Origin of the sequence: Streptomyces sp. NPDC038707 (assembly GCF_040636485.1) — a bacterium.
Lineage (GTDB): Bacteria > Actinomycetota > Actinomycetes > Streptomycetales > Streptomycetaceae > Streptomyces.
In genome coordinates this window covers 1-20,564 of record NZ_JBEZUP010000022.1, presented here as the reverse complement: position 1 = coordinate 20,564, position 20,564 = coordinate 1, and the positions used below count along the sequence as shown (strand labels likewise).

12 protein-coding genes and 2 pseudogenes are annotated in these 20,564 nt (G+C 72.1%); 5 read left to right on the top strand and 9 right to left on the bottom strand.

Annotated elements, in window-relative coordinates:
• Positions 1 to 11: 11 nt before the first annotated feature.
• The 8 genes from AB0E62_RS26235 to AB0E62_RS26200 are packed head-to-tail and all read right to left on the bottom strand — an operon-like array spanning position 12 to position 9,594.
• Positions 12 to 962 (bottom strand): carbohydrate kinase family protein, encoded by a 951-nt coding sequence (locus AB0E62_RS26235; RefSeq protein ID WP_362198543.1) that lies wholly within the window; start codon positions 960 to 962, stop codon positions 12 to 14.
• Complete coding sequence (locus tag AB0E62_RS26230; protein WP_362198540.1) at positions 959 to 2,065, bottom strand: sugar phosphate nucleotidyltransferase; 1,107 nt, start codon at positions 2,063 to 2,065, stop codon at positions 959 to 961. The genes AB0E62_RS26235 and AB0E62_RS26230 overlap by 4 nt, the downstream gene beginning before the upstream one ends.
• Positions 2,058 to 4,151 (bottom strand): glycogen/starch synthase, encoded by a 2,094-nt coding sequence (locus AB0E62_RS26225; RefSeq protein WP_362198538.1) that lies wholly within the window; start codon positions 4,149 to 4,151, stop codon positions 2,058 to 2,060. The genes AB0E62_RS26230 and AB0E62_RS26225 overlap by 8 nt, the downstream gene beginning before the upstream one ends.
• Positions 4,148 to 5,611, bottom strand: a complete 1,464-nt coding sequence (locus AB0E62_RS26220; RefSeq protein WP_362198535.1) for a hypothetical protein — start codon at positions 5,609 to 5,611, stop codon at positions 4,148 to 4,150. The genes AB0E62_RS26225 and AB0E62_RS26220 overlap by 4 nt, the downstream gene beginning before the upstream one ends.
• Entirely contained in the window at positions 5,608 to 6,408 is an 801-nt protein-coding gene (locus AB0E62_RS26215; protein WP_362198532.1) for an ABC-2 family transporter protein, read from the bottom strand. The genes AB0E62_RS26220 and AB0E62_RS26215 overlap by 4 nt, the downstream gene beginning before the upstream one ends.
• Positions 6,405 to 7,265, bottom strand: a complete 861-nt coding sequence (locus tag AB0E62_RS26210; RefSeq protein ID WP_362198529.1) for an ABC-2 family transporter protein — start codon at positions 7,263 to 7,265, stop codon at positions 6,405 to 6,407. Before AB0E62_RS26210 ends, AB0E62_RS26215 begins: the two co-directional genes overlap by 4 nt.
• Positions 7,262 to 8,305 carry an ATP-binding cassette domain-containing protein gene (locus tag AB0E62_RS26205; RefSeq protein ID WP_362198526.1) on the bottom strand — a complete coding sequence of 348 codons (1,044 nt, stop codon included), beginning with the start codon at positions 8,303 to 8,305 and terminating at the stop codon, positions 7,262 to 7,264. The genes AB0E62_RS26210 and AB0E62_RS26205 overlap by 4 nt, the downstream gene beginning before the upstream one ends.
• On the bottom strand, positions 8,302 to 9,594 hold the full coding sequence (locus AB0E62_RS26200; protein WP_362198523.1) for an aminotransferase class III-fold pyridoxal phosphate-dependent enzyme: 1,293 nt from the start codon (positions 9,592 to 9,594) through the stop codon (positions 8,302 to 8,304). Before AB0E62_RS26200 ends, AB0E62_RS26205 begins: the two co-directional genes overlap by 4 nt.
• A gap of 245 nt (positions 9,595 to 9,839) precedes the next feature.
• On the opposite strand from AB0E62_RS26200, the gene AB0E62_RS26195 reads away from it, so the two are divergent.
• The 5 genes and pseudogenes from AB0E62_RS26195 to AB0E62_RS26175 form a co-directional block, all read left to right on the top strand.
• A complete protein-coding gene (locus AB0E62_RS26195) occupies positions 9,840 to 10,907 on the top strand; it encodes a glucose-1-phosphate thymidylyltransferase (protein ID WP_362198520.1) in 1,068 nt (355 codons plus the stop codon).
• Positions 10,904 to 11,881, top strand: coding sequence for a dTDP-glucose 4,6-dehydratase (gene rfbB, locus AB0E62_RS26190; protein WP_362198517.1), 978 nt, complete (start codon positions 10,904 to 10,906; stop codon positions 11,879 to 11,881). The genes AB0E62_RS26195 and rfbB overlap by 4 nt, the downstream gene beginning before the upstream one ends.
• Before the next feature lie 298 nt (positions 11,882 to 12,179).
• Positions 12,180 to 13,880 carry a carbohydrate-binding module family 20 domain-containing protein gene (locus AB0E62_RS26185; protein WP_362198514.1) on the top strand — a complete coding sequence of 567 codons (1,701 nt, stop codon included), beginning with the start codon at positions 12,180 to 12,182 and terminating at the stop codon, positions 13,878 to 13,880.
• A gap of 209 nt (positions 13,881 to 14,089) precedes the next feature.
• Positions 14,090 to 17,149, top strand: a pseudogene (locus tag AB0E62_RS26180) (alpha-amylase family glycosyl hydrolase); the annotation flags it as partial.
• 150 nt (positions 17,150 to 17,299) lie between these two features.
• A pseudogene (locus tag AB0E62_RS26175) lies at positions 17,300 to 20,350 on the top strand (alpha-amylase family glycosyl hydrolase); the annotation flags it as partial.
• Between the two features lie 81 nt (positions 20,351 to 20,431).
• Here AB0E62_RS26175 and AB0E62_RS26170 read toward each other — a convergent pair.
• Positions 20,432 to 20,564: alpha-1,6-glucosidase domain-containing protein (locus AB0E62_RS26170; protein ID WP_362198769.1), on the bottom strand; the 133-nt coding region annotated here is incomplete at its 5' end.

The following is a 20,564-nucleotide window of genomic DNA, read 5'->3' as shown; positions in this document are numbered from 1 at the left end:
GGGCGCGGCCCTCACCGGTCGCCCGCGGCGCGCGCGGCGGCCGCGCGCAGCCCCGGCAGGTCGATGAACTCGGTGTGGGTGCCGACGCTCCCGCACACGAAGGCGCCGGCCACCGAACCGCTCAGCACGCACTCCTCCAGCGGGCGCCCCTCGAACCAGGAGTGCAGGAACGCGGTGACGAAGGCGTCCCCGGCGCCGTTGCTGTCCACCACCGGACGCTCGGGGCGCACGGCGGGGAAGTGGCGGACCTCCGTGCCGCCCCGCTCCAGCACATGGCAGCCGTCGGCACCGTCGGTCGCGACCACGAACCGGGCCCGGCCCTCGTCGAGGATCATCCGCAGCACGCTCTCCAGCCGGTCGTGGATCGCCGCCGCGCTCAGGAAGACGTAGTCGGAGTTGAGGGCGTAGTGGCGGTGGTGCGGGTTGTGCCCGTCCCAGTCGTGCAGATCGGTGGAGCTGGTCACGCCGAGCCGGTGGACGTCCCCGTACATGTCCTGGTTGTGGCCGATGATCGACAGGTGGACGTGGGCCGACCGCTCCAGGAACGGCAGGTAGAAGTCGCGGGGCAGCCTGAGGCCGGCGGGATGGCGGCCGTCGTAGAAGGAGAAGCGGCGGCCCCGCGGGTCCACCAGGTTCGCCGAGCGCGGGGTGCCGTGCGGCGAGATCAGGTGGCTGAAGTCGAGCCCCTGGCGCGCGTAGTGCTCCAGCACCATGCGCCCCTGCGGGTCGTCGCCGAGGAAGTCGATGAACTTGGTGCGCAGCCCGAGCGCGTGCCAGCCCAGCGCGACACCGTTGCCGGTGTGCCCTACGTAGTCCTTCAGCGGCTCCACGAAGACCGAGTCGCCCGGCGGTACGCGCAGCTCGTCCACGCGCACGATGGTGTCCACCCCGACCCCGCCGACCACCAGGACGTCGTAGTCGGCCGGGCGCCCGGCGCGGGTGTGGTGTTGGGGCAGGGTCATGCGCTCACTCCTTCGGCAACGTGCTGAACGCGTCCGTCCTCCAGGACGACCGCTCCGTCGATGTCGGCGCCGGGCGGTATGACCGCGCCGGAAAGCACCACGCTGCGGCGCACCCGGGCACCCGCGCCGATCCGCACGCCGGGGAAGATCACGCTGTCGTGCACGAGCCCGGCGTTGGCGAGGTCCGCGGGGACCACCGACGTACGTACTCCCGGCGCGTCGGCGACCCAGCGCCGCCCGACCCCCGGCCGCACCGTCCGCGGCATCCGCCCGAGGGGCAGGGGTGCCCGGGGCCCGGCGGCCAGCGCCAGGTGGGCGCGGTGGTAGCGCTCGACGGTGCCGATGTCCTCCCAGTGGCCGTGCACCTCGTGGCCGCGGATGTGCTCCCCGGCGGCGAGCATCGCGGGAATCACGTCCCGGCTGATGTCGTGCTGCCAGTCGGTGCCGTCCAGCTCGGTCAGGTACCGGCGCAGCACGGCGGCGTCGAAGACGCAGAACGCGGCGAAGACCAGGTCGGAGGTGGGGTTCTCGGGCTTCTCCGTGAACTCGGTCAGCCGGCCGCCGTCATCGAAGCGGACCATGCCGAACAGGTGCACCCAGCGCATGTCGATCCGCTGGTAGGCGACGGTCAGCGCCGCGCCGGAGGCCCGGTGCTCCTCGACCAGCGGGCCGTAGTCGTACCGGTAGACGTGGTCCGCGTGCAGGACGAGGACGTCCCGGGTGCCCTCGGTGAAGACGTACTCCGCCTTGCGGAGCAACGCGTCGGCCGTGCCCCGCTCCAGTGGCCAGGTGCGCGGCGGCAGCGCGGCGGGCAGGTGCCGGCCGGCGTAGGCGCCGTCGTACGGACCGAAGCGCACCCGGAAGCCGGGGCCGGTGTTCCACGTCCGGTGCAGGTCGTCCATCAGCAGCCGCTCCTCGTACTGGGGCAGCAGCAGCACCTCCGGAAGGCCCGAGGCGCGGGCGTTGGCCAGGCTGAAGTCGATGAGCCGGCAGGTGCCCCCGTAGGGGACCAGCGGCTTGAGCCGTCCCGTGCCGAGCGGGCCCATCCGGCGTCCCTCACCGCCCGCCAGCAGCACCGCGCGGACCGTGCTCAGATCAGCCATGACGCACCTCGTCCCAGGTCACCCGGCCGGTGGACAGAGTGAGCAGCAGCCGGCCGGCGGGGCTCGGAGCCTCGCCCACGAAGGTCCCCGGCGCCGTCCGTTCCAGGGTGCGCACCTCGGGCAGGGCCCGGCCGGGGCCCCGCCGGGGCTCGACGACCTCCACCCGTTCGGCGTGCGGGAGCCGGTACTCCAGCCGTCCGTCGCCGAGGATCCGGGACCGGTCGCGCAGCCGGGCGGCTTCCGCCGCGGGCACCGCGCCGGGGAGCCGGTCGAGCACCCGCTCGCAGGCGGCGAAGTCGGCCCGCTCCCAGGCGGCGCGGAACATCGCCGTCGCGGCGTCCGCGTCGAAGGGCGCACGGCGTTCGTACGCCGCGATGTCACCGTGTGCGAGCGCGGCGGCGGTGGTGACCGACGCGTCCGGCAGCAGGCCGAACCAGCCGTGCCGCGACGCCAGTTCGGTCGACAGGGCGGCGGGCCGGCCCTCCCACAGGCCGGTGAACGCCGCCAGGTGCAGGTCGGCGCAGTGGTCCCAGGTGAAGACCCGGGCGACGGCCGCGGCCCGCTCGGACAGCTCGCGGTAGCGACCGGGTTCCTCCGACCACAGGGCCGCCGCCTGCCGGATGCGCTCCGCCAGCGCGGAGGTGAGCAGGTCGTCGTCCTCCGCGAAGGAGCGGTTCACCGCGAACCCGGTCGTGGTCTGCGGGCCGTCGGCGTGCCGGAAGTGCTCCATGCCGCGCTGGTCCGTGGCGATCGGCACCGCGCCCACGGCCATGGCCTCGCCCTGCGCGATCAGGAAGGTGTCCATCTCGAACTTGGAGGGGAACAGGGCGAAGTCGCAGGCGGCGGCGTAGGAGAAGACCCGCTCCTCCTCGACGCGTTCCCACTCGAAGTGCAGGCGGCCCGGATGGCGGGCGGCCACCTCGTGGAAGAAGGGGTCGTCGATGCCGTTGCCGGAGATGCAGCGGATGACGAAGTTGGCCTCCAGGCCCTCGCCCAGCACCCGGTCCACGGCCCGCATCAGCTCCACCTGGCCCTTGTGGTGGACCGCGTAGCGGGCGTTGTGGAAGAACGTCGGCAGGGCGGGGTCCAGGCCCAGGCCGCCGAGCACCTCCGCCCGGTCCACGCCGGCCGGGTCCCAGGCCAGCCACTGGTCGGAGATGGCGCAGCCGCCGACGAACATCTTGTGGGCGTTGCGCCGCACCACGTCGGCGATGGGCAACTGCCGGAACAGTGCCTCGAACGGCGTGTCCCGGAACCCCGCGTAGAAGTCGAGCTGGCCGGACGACAGGAAGTCGATCAGGTCGGCGTGCTCGGCGGTCAGCTCGTAGATCGCCACGTGGTCCGGCGGGTAGGTGTAGTGCAGGTGGGTGAGCTGCTGGTACTGCACGATCGCCGCGGGCGCGTCGGTATCGGGCTCGGGGTCCGGCAACTCGACTTCCACGCCGAGCAGTTCGAAGAGGCGCTCCACCTCCGGCCGGTACACCTTCTTGGCGATCGGCATGTTGCTCTGCACGTTGCTGACGACCAGCTTCGTCGGATCGTCCCGCAGGGCGGCCGGCAGCAGGTAGTGGTAGTACGGCTCGTGCGCGTGGACGACGGCCTTCTCGCCGCCGAACCAGCCGCGCAGGAAGCGCACGCTGTCCGCCTGGAACACCAGGGGCTTGAAGAACACCAGGTCCCGGCCCTTGGCGGAGTACGGCGGGTAGAACGTGTCGGGCAGGCGGTTCAAGTACTCGTTGGCCAGGAAGTACAGGTCTACGCCCGCCAGCCGGATGCGGTGGGCGGTGGTGCGCAGCGCCAGGTCGGCCTGTGCGGGGAAGCCCTGCCAGACGCGGGGGTCGAGGGCCACCGGCAGGGTGTAGGCGTCCTCGTAGGGCAGGTCCTCCACCTCGTAGCGCCGGCGCAGGTCGTCGAGCCGGCCGTGGGCGGGGGTGACGATGGAGACCCGGTGTCCCCGGGCGGCGAAGGCCCTGGACAGGTTCCACAGGTACACGGACGTGCCGCCCTGCAGGAAGGTGTGGTCGAATCCGCAGCACTCGAAGTACGTCTCGATGATGTGCATCCTGGGCGCGTTCACGACGGTCATGTCCTCGCGGGAGTCGTCGGGGCGGGGGAGGCCAGCGCGAGCGCGTGGCGCAGGTCGATCGCGGCGTGGTAGGGCCGGGCGTGGTCGTGGTTGTAGCCCAGCTCGTGCAGGAGCCGGCGCAGGTACAGCAGCCGCCGCAGCGGGTCGTCGGTGGCGGGGCCGAGCAGCAGGCGCAGTACGCGCTCGCGCCAGAGGTCGGCGGCGCGGAAGACGTTCTCCAGCACGGCCCGGTCCGCGGGCGGCAGACCGGGCGCGCCGTCCAGGGAGCCGTACATGGTCTCCGTCGAGTCGACGCCGAGCCGGCGGGAGCTCTCGAAGGCGGCCTCGTCGGCGGCGAAGTACTCCAGTGCGCGCCGCACGGCGACGAGATCCTGCACGGGGGACTGGGCGGCGTACTCCGGGTCGTCGGGTGACAGGGCGGGCGTGGACAGGTCGATGACGCTCATGCGCCAGGTGCCGTCGGCCGCGTCGGCGCACAGCAGGTGCGACAGGTGCAGGTCGCCGTGGCAGGGGCCGGCGCCGGGAGCCGTCGTCCGGCCGTCCAGCTCGCGCCCGAGACGGTCGAGCTCGGCGGCGAGGGCGTCGAAGGCGGCCGCGCGCGCGGCCCGGGGGAGGGGCGCGTCGGTCCGGGCCAGCTCGGCCAGCCGCGCCGAGGACCGCGCGAGGGCGTCCGCCACCGGGTACCCGGCGGCGGGGGTGCCCAGGCGTGCCGCCAGGTCCCTGTGAAAGCCGCGCAGGAAAGCCCCGGCGGCGCGCAACCTGGCCTCCAGCGGCACGAGATGGGCGTGGACGAGCCGTTCCGGCACGGCGCCGTCCGCGAGCCGTGGCCACAGGGAGCGCAGGTTCTCGCGCAGCGGCGCGTCGATCCCCCGGCCCGGGGCATGGCGGTAGAGGACCCCCACGGGGTGCCGGGTCCCGTGCACGGGGTCCGTGTAGGTGTAGTCCCCGGCCCACTCGGGCGTGTGACCGGTGCCGCTCATCAGGCGCAGCAGTTCGGGTTCGTGGACCGCCCGGTCCACGCTCCGGTAGGTCTTGTGGAGGTAGGCGGAGCCGTTCACCTCCACCAGGGACAGGGAGTTGGAGGACCAGCCCTGGTCGAAGGGGAGCCACCGGACCTCCCCGGCCGGTGCCGAGGGCGCCCGGCGGAAGTCCAGCTGTCCGCCGCCGCTGGTGCGCAGCCGTGCGCCGGTGAGCACACGGCGCACGGCCGCGAGTCCGTGCGGCCCGTCGTCGGGGGCCGTGGTGAGGGCGCCCGACGGCGCGCGGCGCGCGGTCAGGAAGATCCGTTCGCCCGAGGCGGGTCCGCCGGCCGCGGCCACCACCAGCAGCAACTCGCCGGAGTCCAGTTCGGCATGGTCGACCGCCCGGTACCGGTCGGCCGCCCGCAGATCGCGCGGCATCCACGGCGCGCCGCGCAGCAGGGGTTCGAGGTCATCGTCGCGGATCACGTGCTTGTTCAACTCCCGGTCATTTCATAGGCGTTGATGCCGTGCCGCCAGACGGTCAGGGCGACGGCGAGGGCTCCGGCGGTCACCACCGGCAGCCAGACCACCCCTGAGGCGGCACCGGTCAGCAGGTACACGCACGGCACGTACGAGGTGAAGGCGAACGGGAGCACCCAGGTCAGTACGGCGCGCAACGAGGGGTGGTAGATGTCCAGCGGGTACGCGGCGAACTCGGACACCTGGTTCGCCGCGTACATCGACGGCAGACTGGTGACCGTCCAGAAGGACAGCGACGCGAACAGCAGCTTCACCGAGGCGTGGATCAGGGCGCCGCACAGCACGAGGAACGGGACCGCGAGCCACTGCACCGCGGTGAGGCTGAGGCCCAGCTCGCTGCCGGACCAGCCCACCAGCACGGCACCCACGGCGAGTTCACCGAGTCCGTCGGGATGGAAGAAGCGCTCCGACAGCAGCGAGAACAGCGGGTTCACGGGGCGGATCAGATAGCGGTAGAACTCGCCGCGCTGGACCAGCTTGCGGCCCAGTTCCCACAGCTGGTCCGTGAAGAGGTGATCCAGGCCGCGCGGCAGCAGCGAGAAGCCCAGCAGGAACAGCACCTCGTGATAGGTCCAGCCGTCCACCGCGGGCACCTGCCGGAAGACCAGCCCCACCACGGCCGTCTGGAGCCCCACGCGGACCAGGAAGGCCCCCGCCCCCAGGGCGAAGTCCATCCGGTACGCGCTCAGCCGGTGCAGCCCGACCCCGCCGAGGAAGAAGGCCAGCCGCACATGGCGCCACACCGTGCCGGTCATCCGCCGAGCACCTCCAGACGGCTCAGCGAGGCCCGCCACAGCACGCCGGTGAGCAGCGCCAGAGCGGCCACCCAGCCGATCTGCCGGGCGAGCACGCCGGCCGCGCCGGCCACCCCGTCGTAACGGCCGAGCAGCAGGGTGAGCGGCCCGTCGACCATGCCCCTGAACGGCAGCGCGGACGCCAGTGCGGCCAGCCACCCCGGCATCAGGGCGAGGGGCACCAGTTGTCCGGCGAAGAAGGCGACCACGCTCTGCTTCACCATCCGCACCCCCCAGGTGTTCGTGGTGACGAAGCCCGTCATCCCGGTCAGCAGGTTCACGAGGAAGGCGAGCAGCACGGACAGCGCGGTGGACACCGCGAACAGCACGACGTCCACGGGCCGCGGCGCGGTGAGCGGCACCAGCAGCGCGAACAGCACGAGCACGGGGACGCCGACCAGCACGGCGTTGGCCGCGACCACCGGCAGGGACGCGAAGAACCGCATCAACGGGTAGCTGACGGGCCGCACCAGCATGACGGCGACGTCACCGCGGTAGACCTCGGCGGCGACCTCGTCGTCCACCCGGTTGGCGTGCAGGACCTGCAGCACCTGCGCCACCAGGAGGTAGGTGGTGATGCTCTCGGCGGTGAAGCCGCCCGGCCCGCCGCCGGGCGGGGCGCCCGCGTACACCGCCCGCCACAGGAACACGGTGATCGCCGCGCCGGCGGCGGCCGTGATCCCGGTGGTCACGAACGTCGACCGGTACTGGAGCAGGGACTGGAGCCCTCCGGTGGCGAACGGCAGGTAACGCCGGACACGGGCGGACGGGACGCGGCGCCCGGGGACCTCCTCCCGTGGCGGACGCGGGCCGGTCATGCCGTGCCTTCCCGGTGTCCGTCGGGGGCCCCGGCGGGCGGGGACTCCCGGTGGCCGCCGTAGATCCTGCGCAGGACGTCCTCCAGGTCGGGTTCGGGCGCGTAGCAGTCCGCCAGGTCGAAGCGGTCGAGCAGGAAGCCGAGCACCTCTCGGGAGGTGAACCGGTCCGCCGGGTAGTCGACCCTGATCCGGCCGTCCTCCACGGACGCGGCACTCACCCCGGGCAGCCCCCGCTCGATCTCCGCGCGGACGGGCCCGGGATCCGGCCGGCCCCGGTGGTCGAACACGACCGAGCGCCGGTCGGCGGTGCGCAGCAGATCCCGGATGCTGCCCTGGTGCACCACCCGCCCCCGGTCCACGACCAGCGCGCTGTCGCAGATGGCGGCGATGTCCGCGAGGTCGTGGCTGGTGAGCACGACGGTCGTGCCCAGTTCCGCGTGGACACGGTTGACCAACTGCCGTACCGCGTCCTTGAGCACCATGTCGAGCCCGATGGTCGGCTCGTCCCAGAAGACGACCGCCGGATCGTGCAGCAGGCTCGCCGCGATCTCGGCCCGCATCCGCTGTCCCAGGCTCAACTGGCGCACGGGCGTGGTCCCGAGGGCGTCGATGTCCAGCAACTCCCGGTACAGGGCGAGATTGCGGTGGTACACCGCGTCGGGGATGTCGTAGATCCGGCGCAGGATGCGGAACGAGTCCGGTACGGACAGGTCCCACCAGAGCTGACTGCGCTGCCCGAACACCACCCCTATGCCACGGGCGTTGGCCTGCCGGTGCCGGTACGGCTCGATGCCGCGGACCAGACAGCGCCCGCTGGTGGGTGTCATGATCCCGGTGAGCATCTTGATCGTGGTCGACTTGCCCGCCCCGTTGGCCCCGATGTACGCCGTCTTCGCGCCGGCCGGGATCGTGAAGGACACGCCGTCGACCGCGCGGACGAGGCGGTGTTCGCGGGTGAAGAGGGTGGCCAGACTGCCGGCCAGGCCAGGCTTGCGCTCGGCGAGCCGGAACTCCTTGACGAGGTTCTCCGCGACGATCACGACAGCACCCGCTCCAGGGCCTGTTCCAGCAGTCCCACGCCCTCGTGCAGGAGCGGCTCGTCGATGGTGAAGGGCGGTGCCAGCCGCAGGATGTGTCCGCCCAGGGCGACTCTGAGGCCGAGGTCGAGGGCGGTGCTGTAGACGGCCCGCGCGAGGTGCGGTGCGGGGGTGCGGCTCGCCCGGTCGGTGACGAACTCCAGTCCGTACAGCAGCCCGAGGCCGCGTACGTCCCCGAGGCTCTCGAAACGGCCCGCGAGGGCGTTCAGCCGTTCGTGCAGCAGCTCGCCGAGGACCCGTACGCGCTCGATCAGGCGGTCGCGTTCGACGACCTCCAGCGTGGCCCGGGCCGCCGCGATGCCGAGCGGGTTGCCCGCGTACGTCGACGCGTAGGCGCCGGCTCCGGACGCCGCCGGATGGTGCAGCAGATCGGCCCGCCCCGCCAGCACGGCGAACGGGAATCCGCTGGCCAGTCCCTTGGACAGGGTCACCAGATCGGGTTCGAGGCCGAACTGCTCGCTCGCCAGGAACGTGCCCGTGCGGCCGCCGCCCGTGAGCACCTCGTCGGCCACCAGCAGGACGCCGCCCGACCGGCAGGCGTCGGCGATCTGCTCCCAGTAGCCCGGGGGCGGCACGATGACACCGGCGGCGCCGAGGACCGGTTCGAAGACCAGCGCGGAGATGTTCGGCTTGTCGGCGATGTGCTTGCGCACGAGCGAGGCACACCGCACCCCGCAGGAGGGATAGGTGAGTTCCAGCGGGCAGCGGTAGCAGTAGGCCGAGTACCCGAGGACGGAGTTGCCGGCGAAGGACTGGTGGCCCACGTCCCAGTGCACCAGCATCCGCGCGCCCGTCGTCTTGCCGTGGAAGCCCCCGCGCAGCGCGCCGATCCGGTTGCGGCCCGGTGCGGCGGTGGCCTGCACCACGCGCAGCGCGGCCTCGACGACCTCCGCGCCGGTGGAGAACAGCGCGTAGGTGTCCAGCCGCTCCGGCAGCAGCCCGGCCAGCAGTTCCAGCAGGGCGGCCCGGTCCGGCGTCGCCGAGTCGTGCACGTTCCACAGGCGCCGGGCCTGTTCGGTGAGCGCCGCCACGACCTCGGGATGGCCGTGTCCCAGCGACTGGGTCAGGGTGCCCGCCGCGAAGTCCAGGTACTGGTTGCCGTCGAGGTCCGTGAGGACCGGGCCACGCCCCTCGGCGAAGACCCGGCGCCCGACGGCGGCCTCCTCGGAGGCGCCCGGAGCCAGATGCCGGGCCTCCCGCGCCAGCCGTTCCCGCTGGTGCCGAGCCGTCATCGCGGCCCACCTCCTTCTGTGCGAACTGCTGGTGCGAACAGCGCCGTTGGGCGGTGCCGGAGTGAGTCAAACACCAACGCGGCACCGTATGCAAGAAGTTGCTGAAAGTTGCGGAACGACCTTGCGCCCCTGGTGCGGCGTCTGCTTGAGTCGGGGACAGCTCCACCGGTGACACCGCGACTCTCGCTCAAGGAGACATCCGTGAGACCACAGATCCAGTCCCCGCCGCGACACCGGTGCCCGGGATGAAAGCCCTGGTACTGGCGGGTGGTACCGGCAGCCGGCTGCGGCCGTTCACCCACACGAGCGCCAAGCAGCTCCTCCCCCTCGCCAACAGACCGGTGGTGCACTACGCCCTGCAGGCGATAGCCGAGGCGGGCATCGAAGAGGTCGGCGTGGTGGTCGGCCGGCACGGGGACGAGGTCCGCCGCGCGATCGGCGACGGCTCGGCCTTCGGTCTGAGCATCGCCTATCTGCACCAGCCCCGGCCCCTGGGACTCGCCCACGCGGTCGCGGTCGCCCGCGCCTTCCTCGGAGACGACGACTTCCTGCTGTACCTCGGGGACAACCACCTGGAGGACGGCGTCGCGGGATTCGTCCGGCGCGCCGCCGCGCACCGGGACGCCGCCCGGCTGCTGCTCACCCCGGTGCCCGACCCCACCGCCTTCGGCGTCGCGGAAGTCGACGGCGACGGGGTGGTGCGGCGACTGGAGGAGAAGCCGGAACGGCCCCGCAGCGATCTGGCCCTGGTCGGCGTCTACGTCTTCACCCCGGCCGTGCACGAGGCGGTGCGCGCCATCCATCCCTCCGGGCGCGGCGAGCTGGAGATCACCCACGCGGTGCAGTGGATGATCGACCGCGGTCTGCCGGTGCGCGCGGAGACGACCACCCGGCCGTGGCGCGACACCGGCAGCGTCGAGGACCTGCTGGAGGCGAACCGGCACGTCCTGGACCGGGTGGAGGGGCGGGTGGACGGCAAGGTCGATCCGGACAGCGTGCTGGTGGGCCGGGTCCGCATCGCGGACGGTGCCGTGGTGCGCGGATCACGGATCGTCGGTCCCGTGGTGGTCGGGGCGGGCGCCGTCATCAACAACTCCAGCGTCGGCCCGTACACCGCCATCGCCGAGGACTGCCGGATCGAGGACAGCGCGATCGAGTTCTCGGTGCTCCTCCAGGGCGCGTGCGTCGAAGGGGCCGCACGGATCGAGCGGTCGCTCATCGGCCGGGAGGCCGTGGTGACCGCCGCGCCCCGCCCGCCCCGCGCCCACCGTCTCGTGCTCGGCGACCACAGCAAGGTGCAGCTCACCTCATGACCTCACGCATCCTCGTCACCGGCGGAGCCGGCTTCATCGGATCCGCCTACGTCCGCGCGCTGCTCGGCCCCGCGGGGCCGCCCGGTGTCACGGTCACGGTCCTGGACAAGCTCACCTACGCGGGCAGCCCCGCCCGCCTCGACCCGGTGCGCGGCCACCCCGGCCTGACCTTCGTGCACGGCGACGTCTGCGACACCGCGACGGTCCGGCGGCTGGCGGCCGGGCACGACGAGATCGTGCACTTCGCGGCGGAGTCGCACGTCGACCGCTCCATCGCGGACGGCACCGGTTTCACCCACACCAACGTGCTGGGCACCCACACGCTCCTGGACGCCGCGCTGCGGCACGGGGTGCGGACCTTCGTGCAGATCTCCACCGACGAGGTCTACGGCTCGATACCCGAGGGGGCCGCACGGGAGGAGGACCAGCTCAGACCCAGCTCGCCGTACGCGGCCTCCAAGGCGGCGGCCGACCTCGTCGCGCTGGCCCACCACCACACCCACGGCCTGGACGTCCGGGTGACCCGCTGCTCCAACAACTTCGGCCCCTACCAGCATCCCGAGAAGGTCGTCCCGCGCTTCATCGCCACCCTGCTGAGCGGCGGTGACCTGCCGGTGTACGGCGACGGGCGGCAGGTGCGCGACTGGCTGCACGTGGACGACCACGTCCGGGCGGTGGAGCTGGTGCGCACGGCGGGACGGCCGGGGCAGACGTACAACATCGGGGGCGGCACCTCGCTGACCAATCTCGACCTCGCACACCGTCTGCTCCGGTGGTGCGGAGCGGGCCCGGAACGCATCACGCACGTCGAGGACCGCAAGGGGCACGACCGGCGGTACGCGGTGGACCACAGCAAGATCACCGCGGAGCTGGGATACCGGCCACGCGTCGGTTTCGAGACGGCACTGGCCGCCACGGCGGACTGGTACCGGACCCACCGGGCCTGGTGGGAGCCCTTGCTGGAGTCCGTGTGACCCCGACCGCTCGGCCGGGCGCGTCGGGGACGCACCGGGTGCGAACCCCGCGGCCGGGGGCCGGAGTTCGTCGAACGTAACACTCTGAAAACCGTTGCGAAAGACTTTCCGCGCAGCTCCTTCAACTATTGCCTGCTCAACTGCCATTTCTGCGCGAGGGGTTGACCTGCGGTGAGCGGCGCCGTACGGTCTCGACCGCAATTTCTTGCAGAAAGAACCAGTGAACGGCCTTACCTGGCATGGCGCGTTGTCGACCGAGGCTGACTCCGGTACACCCCACTTCCCCACTGGAGCAACCATGGCCCGAAAGACCGTGGCCGCTGCACTCGCCCTTCTGGCGGGAGCCGCTGTGGCCGTCACGGCACCGACGCCGGCGCAAGCGAGCGCGCCCGGCGCCAAGGACGTCACCGCGGTGATGTTCGAATGGAACTTCAAGTCCGTCGCCAAGGCCTGCACGGACCGGCTGGGCCCCGACGGGTACGGCTACGTCCAGGTCTCCCCGCCGAACGAACACATCCAGGGCCCCTCCTGGTGGACGGCCTACCAGCCGGTCAGCTACAAGATCGGCACCAAGCTGGGCAACCGCGCGGACTTCAAGAACATGGTGGACACCTGTCACGCCGCAGGCGTCAAGGTGGTCGCCGACACCGTGATCAACCACATGGCGAACGCCTCCGGCACCGGCACCGCCGGGTCGTCCTTCAGCAAGTACAACTACCCCGGCACGTACTCCGCGGCCGACATGGACGACTGCACCACGAGCATCAGCAACTACGCCGACCGCTGGAACGTCCAGCACTGCGAGATGGGCGGCCTGCCCGACCTCGACACCGGCGAGGAGTACGTCCGCAAGACCATCGCGGGCTACCTGAACGACCTGCTGTCCCTCGGCGTCGACGGCTTCCGCGTCGACGCCGCCAAGCACATCCCCGAGGACGACCTCGCCAACATCAAGTCCCGCCTGACCAACCCCGGCGTGTACTGGAACCAGGAGACCATCGGCGCCCCCGGCGAGGCGGTCCAGCCGCCCGAGTTCTACAACACGGGCGACGTCCAGGAGTTCCGCTACGCCTACGACCTCAAGCGCGTCTTCACCAACGAGAAGCTCGCCGAACTGAAGAACTTCGGCGAGGCCTGGGGCTACGTCTCCAGCGCCAAGGCGTCCGTCTTCGTCACCAACCACGACACCGAACGCAACGGAGGCAGCCTCACCTACAAGGACGGCAGCCGGTACACCCTCGCCCACGTCTTCATGCTGGCCTGGCCCTACGGCTCACCCGATGTGCACTCCGGCTACGAGTTCAGCGACAAGGACGCCGGCGGCCCGAACAACGGTCAGGTCAACGCCTGTTACACCGACGGCTGGAAGTGCCAGCACGCCTGGCGCGAGATAGCGAGCATGGTCAAGCTCCGCAACACGGCAGCCGGTACGGCCGTGACCGACTGGTGGGACAACGGCAACAACCAGATCGCCTTCGGCCGCGGCGACAAGGCGTACGTCGTCATCAACCACGAGGGCTCCCCCCTCACCCGCACCTTCCAGACCTCGCTGCCCGCCGGGAGCTACTGCGACGTGCAGAGCGGCAAGGGGGTGACCGTCGACTCGTCCGGCCGGTTCACGGCCACCCTGGGCGCCGACTCCGCCCTCGCCCTGCACGTCGGGGCCAAGAACTGCGACACCACCGTCGACCCCGACCCCGATCCCGCCACCGGAGCCTCGTTCCACGTCAACGCCACCACCCAGTGGGGCCAGGACATCTACGTCGTCGGCGGCACCTCCGCCCTCGGCAACTGGAACACCTCGAACGCCCTCAAGATGGACCCGGCGAGCTACCCCGTGTGGAAGCTCGACCAGTCCCTGCCCGCGGGCACCGCGTTCGAGTACAAGTACATCCGCAAGGACGCGAGCGGCAACGTCACCTGGGAGAGCGGCTCCAACCGCACGGCCACCGTGCCGGCCGACGGTGTGGTCACGCTGAACGACACCTGGCGCGGCTGACCGCCCCACCCGGAGAACGCCGGTCACGGCGGACGAACGGTGGCCCCCGGTGACCGCCCGGCCCGTACCACCGGTGCCGGGCGGTCCCGCGCCCCCGCACGGCGGCACCCCGTCCTCGCCCCCGACCGACACCCCGAGGAGACGCGTCAGTGGTCGGCAGACCCAGACACCACGCAACCGTCCTGGCCATCGCGCTGTGCACAGCCGTCCTGCCCCCGTCGGCGCCCCCGGCGACGGCCGCCGGGCCATCCTCGTCCCCGGCGGCGGCCGCCGAACCGCCCCCGCCGCCGACGGACGCACGGCTCGCGCACCAGCCGGCCCGCCCGGCGACGAGCCGCGAGCAGTTCTACCTGCTGCTGCCCGACCGGTTCGCCGACGGCTCCGCCGCCAACGACCGGGGCGGACTGACCGGCGACCGCACCACCACCGGCTACGACCCGACCGACGAGGACTTCTTCCAGGGCGGCGACCTCAGGGGCGCGATCGACCACCTGGACTACATCAAGGGCCTCGGCACCACCGCCATCTGGCTCGCACCGGTGTTCAGGAACAAACCCGTGACGGTCCGCGACGGCAGGGCCACCGCCAACTACCACGGCTACGCCATCACCGACTTCACCAGCGTCGACCCGCACTTCGGCACCGAGGCAGACCTCTCCGAACTGATCGACAAGGCCCACGCCAAGGGCATGAAGGTGTTCTTCGACGTCATCACCAACCACACCGCGGACACCATCGACTACGCCGAGAGACGCTACGGGTACCGCGGCAAGGGCGCCTACCCCTACCTCGACACCGAGGGCCGCCCCTTCGACGACAGCGCCGGCATGCGCCCGGCGGACGCGGACGGCGCCCCGTACACCCCGCGCGTCTCCGCCGACCCGCGGGACCGCAAGGTGCCCGACTGGCTGAACGACCCGTCCATGTACCACAACCGGGGCAACTCCACCTTCGCCGGGGAGAGCGCCCTGGACGGCGATTTCATGGGCATGGACGACCTGTGGACCGAACGACCGGAGGTCGTCCGGGGCATGGAGCGGATCTACGAGAAGTGGGTCCACGACTTCGGCGTGGACGGCTTCCGGGTCGACACCGCCAAGAACGTCGACATGGCCTTCTGGACCCAGTGGGCCACCGCTCTCGACCGCTACGCGGCCCGGCACGGACGCCGGGACTTCTTCCTCTTCGCCGAGGCGTTCTCCGCCGACGCGGCCGTCACCGCCCCCTACGTCACCCAGGGCCGGCTCGACGCCACGCTCGACTTCCCGTTCCAGGCCGCCGCCCGCAACTTCGCCTCGCGCGGCGGCCCCGCGGACGACCTCGCCCACGTCTTCGCCCAGGACTACCGCTACACCACCGACAAGACCAACGCCTACAGCCAGGTCACCTTCCTCGGCAGCCACGACATGGGCCGCATCGGCGCCTTCATCGCCCAGGACCACCCGGGCGCGGACGACGCCGAACTCCTCGCCCGCGACCGCCTGGCCCACGAGCTGATGTTCCTGTCCCGGGGCAACCCGGTCGTCTACTCCGGCGACGAGCAGGGCTTCACCGGCTCGGGTGCCGACGTGGCCGCCCGTCAGACGATGTTCGCCTCGAAGGTGCCGGACTACCTGGACGACGACGAGATCGGCACCGACCGCACGGCCGCCTCGGACGCCTACGACACCTCCCACCCCCTGTACCGGGCGACAGCCGCCCTGTCCCGGCTCACCCGGCACCACCCCGCCCTGCGCGACGGCGTCCAGACCGAACGCTACGCACAAGGCTCCGTCTACGCCTTCACCCGTACCGACGTCCGCGACGGACGCGATTACGTGGTGGCGCTCAACAACGCCACCGAGGCACGGACCGTCACCCTGCCGGCCGGCTCGCCCGGCATGCCCTACCGCGCGCTGTACGGCACCACCGGCGGCGTGCGCGGCGACACGGACGGAAAGGTCACCGTGACCGTCCCGGCCCTGTCGTCCGTGGTGTACCGGGCGGCACGGCCACCGCACCCGCCCGCGGCCGCGCCCTCGCTGACACTCACCGCTCCGGCCCCGGGCGCCCACGGCACCGTGGAAGTCTCCGCCGGCGTCACCGGCGGCGGAGACCCGCGGGTCGTCTTCGCCGCCCAGACCGGCACCGGCCCCTGGCAGACGCTCGGCACCGCCGACCACGCGCCCTACCGGGTCACCCAGACCATCGCCCCGGACGTCCCCGAGGGAACCCCGCTCCGCTACAAGGCGGTCGTCGTCGACCGGGCCGGCCGGACCGCGAGCGCCCTCGTCACCACGACCGCGGGCCGGGCGGCGACGGCGCCCGCACCCACCGCGGCACGCCACTGGGCCGTCGTCCACTACCGGCGCCCCGACGGCGACTACGACCGCCTGCTGCTGCGCACGCCCGACGGCCGGACCGCCGCCTTCACCGGCCGGGACGCCTACGGAGCGTTCGCCTGGCTGGCCCCGGCCCAAGGCGCCACCGGCATCCCCTTCACCGTGGAGAAGGACGGCACCCCCGACGGCCCCGCGCGCACGCTGGACTTCACCGCGACCCCCGAGGTGTGGACCGAGCAGGGCGGCGACACGGTCACCGGCACCAGACCCGCCGACGCCTACCCGGCCCAGGATCCGGCGACGGCGGTCGTCCACTACCACCGCCCCGACGGCGACTACGACGGCTGGGGCCTGCACGCCTGGACGGGAGCGGCCCGTCCGCCGGAGTGGAACGACCCGATCCGCCCGGTGCGCCGGGACTCCTTCGGCCTGGTCTTCGAGGTCCCGCTGACCGCTCACGCCGACTCGCTCAGCTACCTCCTGCACCGGAAGGAGGACAAGGACGTCCCCTCCGACGAGACCCTCGACTTCTCCCTCTACGGCCACGAGGTGTGGCGCGTGGCCGGCGACCCCGCCTACCTCACCCCCACCCTCGGCGGCGCCTTCGGCCTGGACCTCGGCACGTCCGCCGCGACCTGGCTGGACGACACGACCGTCGTATGGCGGGGGACCGGCGCCGGAGTCGCCAGTCAGCAACTCGTGTACGCACCCGACGGCGGCATCCGGCTGGAGAACGGCGCCCTGTCGGACGAGGGGCACTGGCTGCGCCTGATTCCCACACACCTCACCGACGCCCAACGGTCCGCCCCTCCCGGCCTCGCGGACCACCAGGCCTTCACCGTCGACCCACGAGACCGCGACCGGATCGCCGAGGCCCGGGCGAGCCGCCAGCTGATCGCCACCCAGCGAGGACAGGACGGGGCCCTGCTCGGAGCGACGACCGTGCGCGTGCCGTCCGGCTGACCTCCCCAGCACACCGTACGAAAGGAAGAGAGCCGCACCGTGAACCCAGCACCCACCGCCCGCGGCAACCCGGGCGGACCGCCCGCACACCCGCACGGCCGGAATCTGACGGCCGCCGTCACCCGCGCCGCCACCGTGACCGCCACCGCCGCGCTGCTCGCCACGGCCCTGCACGCCGCCCCGCCGGCGAGCGCCGCGAGCCGCCCGCCCGCCCCGCCGTCCGACGCCCGGCTGGCCGCGGTGCCGGCCCGGCACGACATGACCCGCGAGCAGTTCTACTTCCTCCTCCCCGACCGGTTCGCCAACGGCTCCGCCGCCAACGACCGGGGCGGACTGACCGGAGACCGCACCGCCACCGGCTACGACCCCACCGACAAGGGCTTCTACCAGGGAGGTGACCTCAAGGGGCTGATCAGCAAGCTGGACTACGTCAAGGGGCTCGGCACCACCGCGATCTGGCTGGCCCCGATCTTCAAGAACAAGCCGGTGCAGGGCAACGGCGAGAGCGCCGGCTACCACGGCTACTGGATCACCGACTTCACCCGCGTCGACCCGCACTTCGGCAGCAACGCGGACCTCGCGGAACTCATCCGCAAGGCCCACGCCAAGGGGATGAAGGTCTTCTTCGACGTCATCACCAACCACACGGCCGACACCGTCACCAACACCGAGAAGACGTCCGCCTACCGCGGCAAGGGCGCCTACCCCTACCTGGACACCGAGGGCCGCCCCTTCGACGACAGCAAGGGCATGCACAAGGTCGACGCCCGCGGCTTCCCCTACACCCCGCAGGTCGCCCCGGCCGAACGGAACGCGAAGGTCCCCGCCTGGCTCAACGACTCCACCATGTACCACAACCGCGGCGACTCCACCTTCGCCGGCGAGAGCAACCTCTACGGCGACCACACCGGTCTCGACGACCTGTGGACCGAACGCCCCGAAGTCGTGCGCGGCATGGAGGAGATCTACGAGAAGTGGGTGGAGGACTTCCGCGTCGACGGTTTCCGCGTCGACACCGTCCGCAACGTCGACATGGCCTTCTGGACGCAGTGGGCGACGGCGCTCGACGCCTACGCGGCCCGCAAGGGCCGGAAGAACTTCTTCGTCTTCGGTGAGACCCTGTCCTCCGACCCGGCCGTCACCTCCCCGTACGTACGCCGGGGCCGCCTCGACGCGACGCTCGACTTCCCCCTCCAGGACGCCGTCCGCCAGTACGCCTCCCAGGGCCGGCCGGCCGACCGCCTCGCCGACGTCTTCGCCCAGGACTACCGCTACACCACCGACAAGGCGAACGCCTATGAGCAGGTGACCTTCCTCGGCAACCACGACATGGGCCGCATCGGCGGCTTCCTCCTCAAGGACAACCCGAAGGCCGACGACGCCGAACTGCTGCGCCGGGACCGCTTCGCCCACGAGCTGATGTTCCTGTCCCGGGGCAACCCGGTCGTCTACTCCGGCGACGAGCAGGGCTTCACCGGCGCCGGCGGCGACAAGGACGCCCGTCAGACGATGTTCGCCTCGAAGGTGCCGGACTACCTGGACGACGACGAGATCGGCACCGACCGCACGGCCGCCTCGGACGCCTACGACACCTCCCACCCCCTGTACCGGGCGACAGCCGCCCTGTCCCGGCTCACCCGGCACCACCCCGCCCTGCGCGACGGCGTCCAGACCGAACGCTACGCACAAGGCTCCGTCTACGCCTTCACCCGGACGGACCCCCGGCGGCGCGACCACTACCTGGTCGCCTCCAACAACGCCACCGCGCCACGGACCGTGCGCATCCCCACAGGCACTGCCCGGACGGCCTACCGGGGCCTGTACGGCACCCCCGCCACGGTGACCAGCGGCGCCGACACCCGTGTCACCATCACCGTCCCGCCGCTGTCGACCGTGGTGCTGGAGGCGGCGCAGCGGCTCGGCACGCCGGCCACCCGGCCCGCCCTGGAACTGACGGCCCCCGCGGCGGGTGCCACCGGCGACGTCGACATCTCCGCCGACGTCAGCGGCGGCGGCCTCAATCGCGTGGTCTTCGCCGCCCAGGTCGGCGACGGCCCGTGGCAGACGCTCGGCACCGCAGACCACGCCCCGTACAAGGTGACCCAGCACCTGCCCGACACCGTCCGGCGGGGCACCCCCCTGCGCTACAAGGCCGTGGCCGTCGACCTCGCGGGCCGCACCGCGAGCGCCCTCGCCACGACCGAGGCCGGCCAGACCGCGGCTCCCCGGCCGCCGAGCGCCCTGCACCGCCCCTACGCCGTCGTGCACTACCTGCGCCCGGACGGCGACTACACCGGATGGCGACTCGAATCCGCGGGCCAGTCGGCCGAGTTCACCGGACGTGACGCCTACGGCGCGTTCGCCTGGGTCAAGCCCGAGGACGGGGCGCGGAGCCTGACCTACACGGTCACCGGCAACGGCACGGCGGACGGGCCGTCGCGCACCGTCGACCTGGACAAGACGGGAGAGGTCTGGATCCGGCAGGGTGACGACGGTCAGTCGGACACGGCACCGCGCGGCACCTACCCGGCACCCGACCCGGCCAAGGCCGTGATCCACTACCACCGGGCCGACGGGGACTACGACGGCTGGGGCCTGCACACCTGGACCGGCGCCAAGCACCCCACGGACTGGTCGGCGCCGCTCGTGCCGACCGGCAGGGACGCCTTCGGTGTCACCTTCGAAGTACCGCTCGCCGACGGTGCGACCACACTCAGCTACATCGTCCACAAGGGCGACCAGAAGGACATCGCCGCCGACCGGTCGCTGGACTTCGCCACCTACGGCAAGGAGACGTGGCTGATCGGCGGTGACGGCGACTACCTGCTGCCGACCGTGGGCAGCGCCCCCGACCTGGACCTCGGCACGGCCAAGGCCCACTGGATCGACACGGACACGGTCGTGTGGAAGGTGAGGACCACGGACTCCACCAGCCAGCAGCTCGTGTACGCCCCCGAGGGAGGCATCACCGTCCAGGACGGCGCGCTGTCCGACGAGGGGCACTGGCTGCGGCTGGTCCCGACGAAGCTCACGGACGCCCAGAAAGCGGCGCACCCGGAGCTGGCGGACGACCCGGCGTTCACGGTCGACCCCCGCGACCGCGACCGCGTCCCGGCCGCGCTGCGCTCCCAGCTCCTCGTCACCCAGCGGGCCGCGAACGGCGCGCTGCTCGCCGCCACTGGAGTCCATCTGTCCTGACACGGAACGACCGAAGGGTGCCCCTCGCCGAGCGAGGGGCACCCGTTGTGCGTGCGGGGACGGACCGACTCAGCGGGTGAACACCGCTACCGTGCGGGCGGGTACGGTGAAGGTGCCCGAACCGGTCGTGTACGAGGCCGACTTGACGGTCTCGTCGGTGCCGGTGGCCTGTACGGGGTGGAGGTGGTAGGGGGTGCCGGTG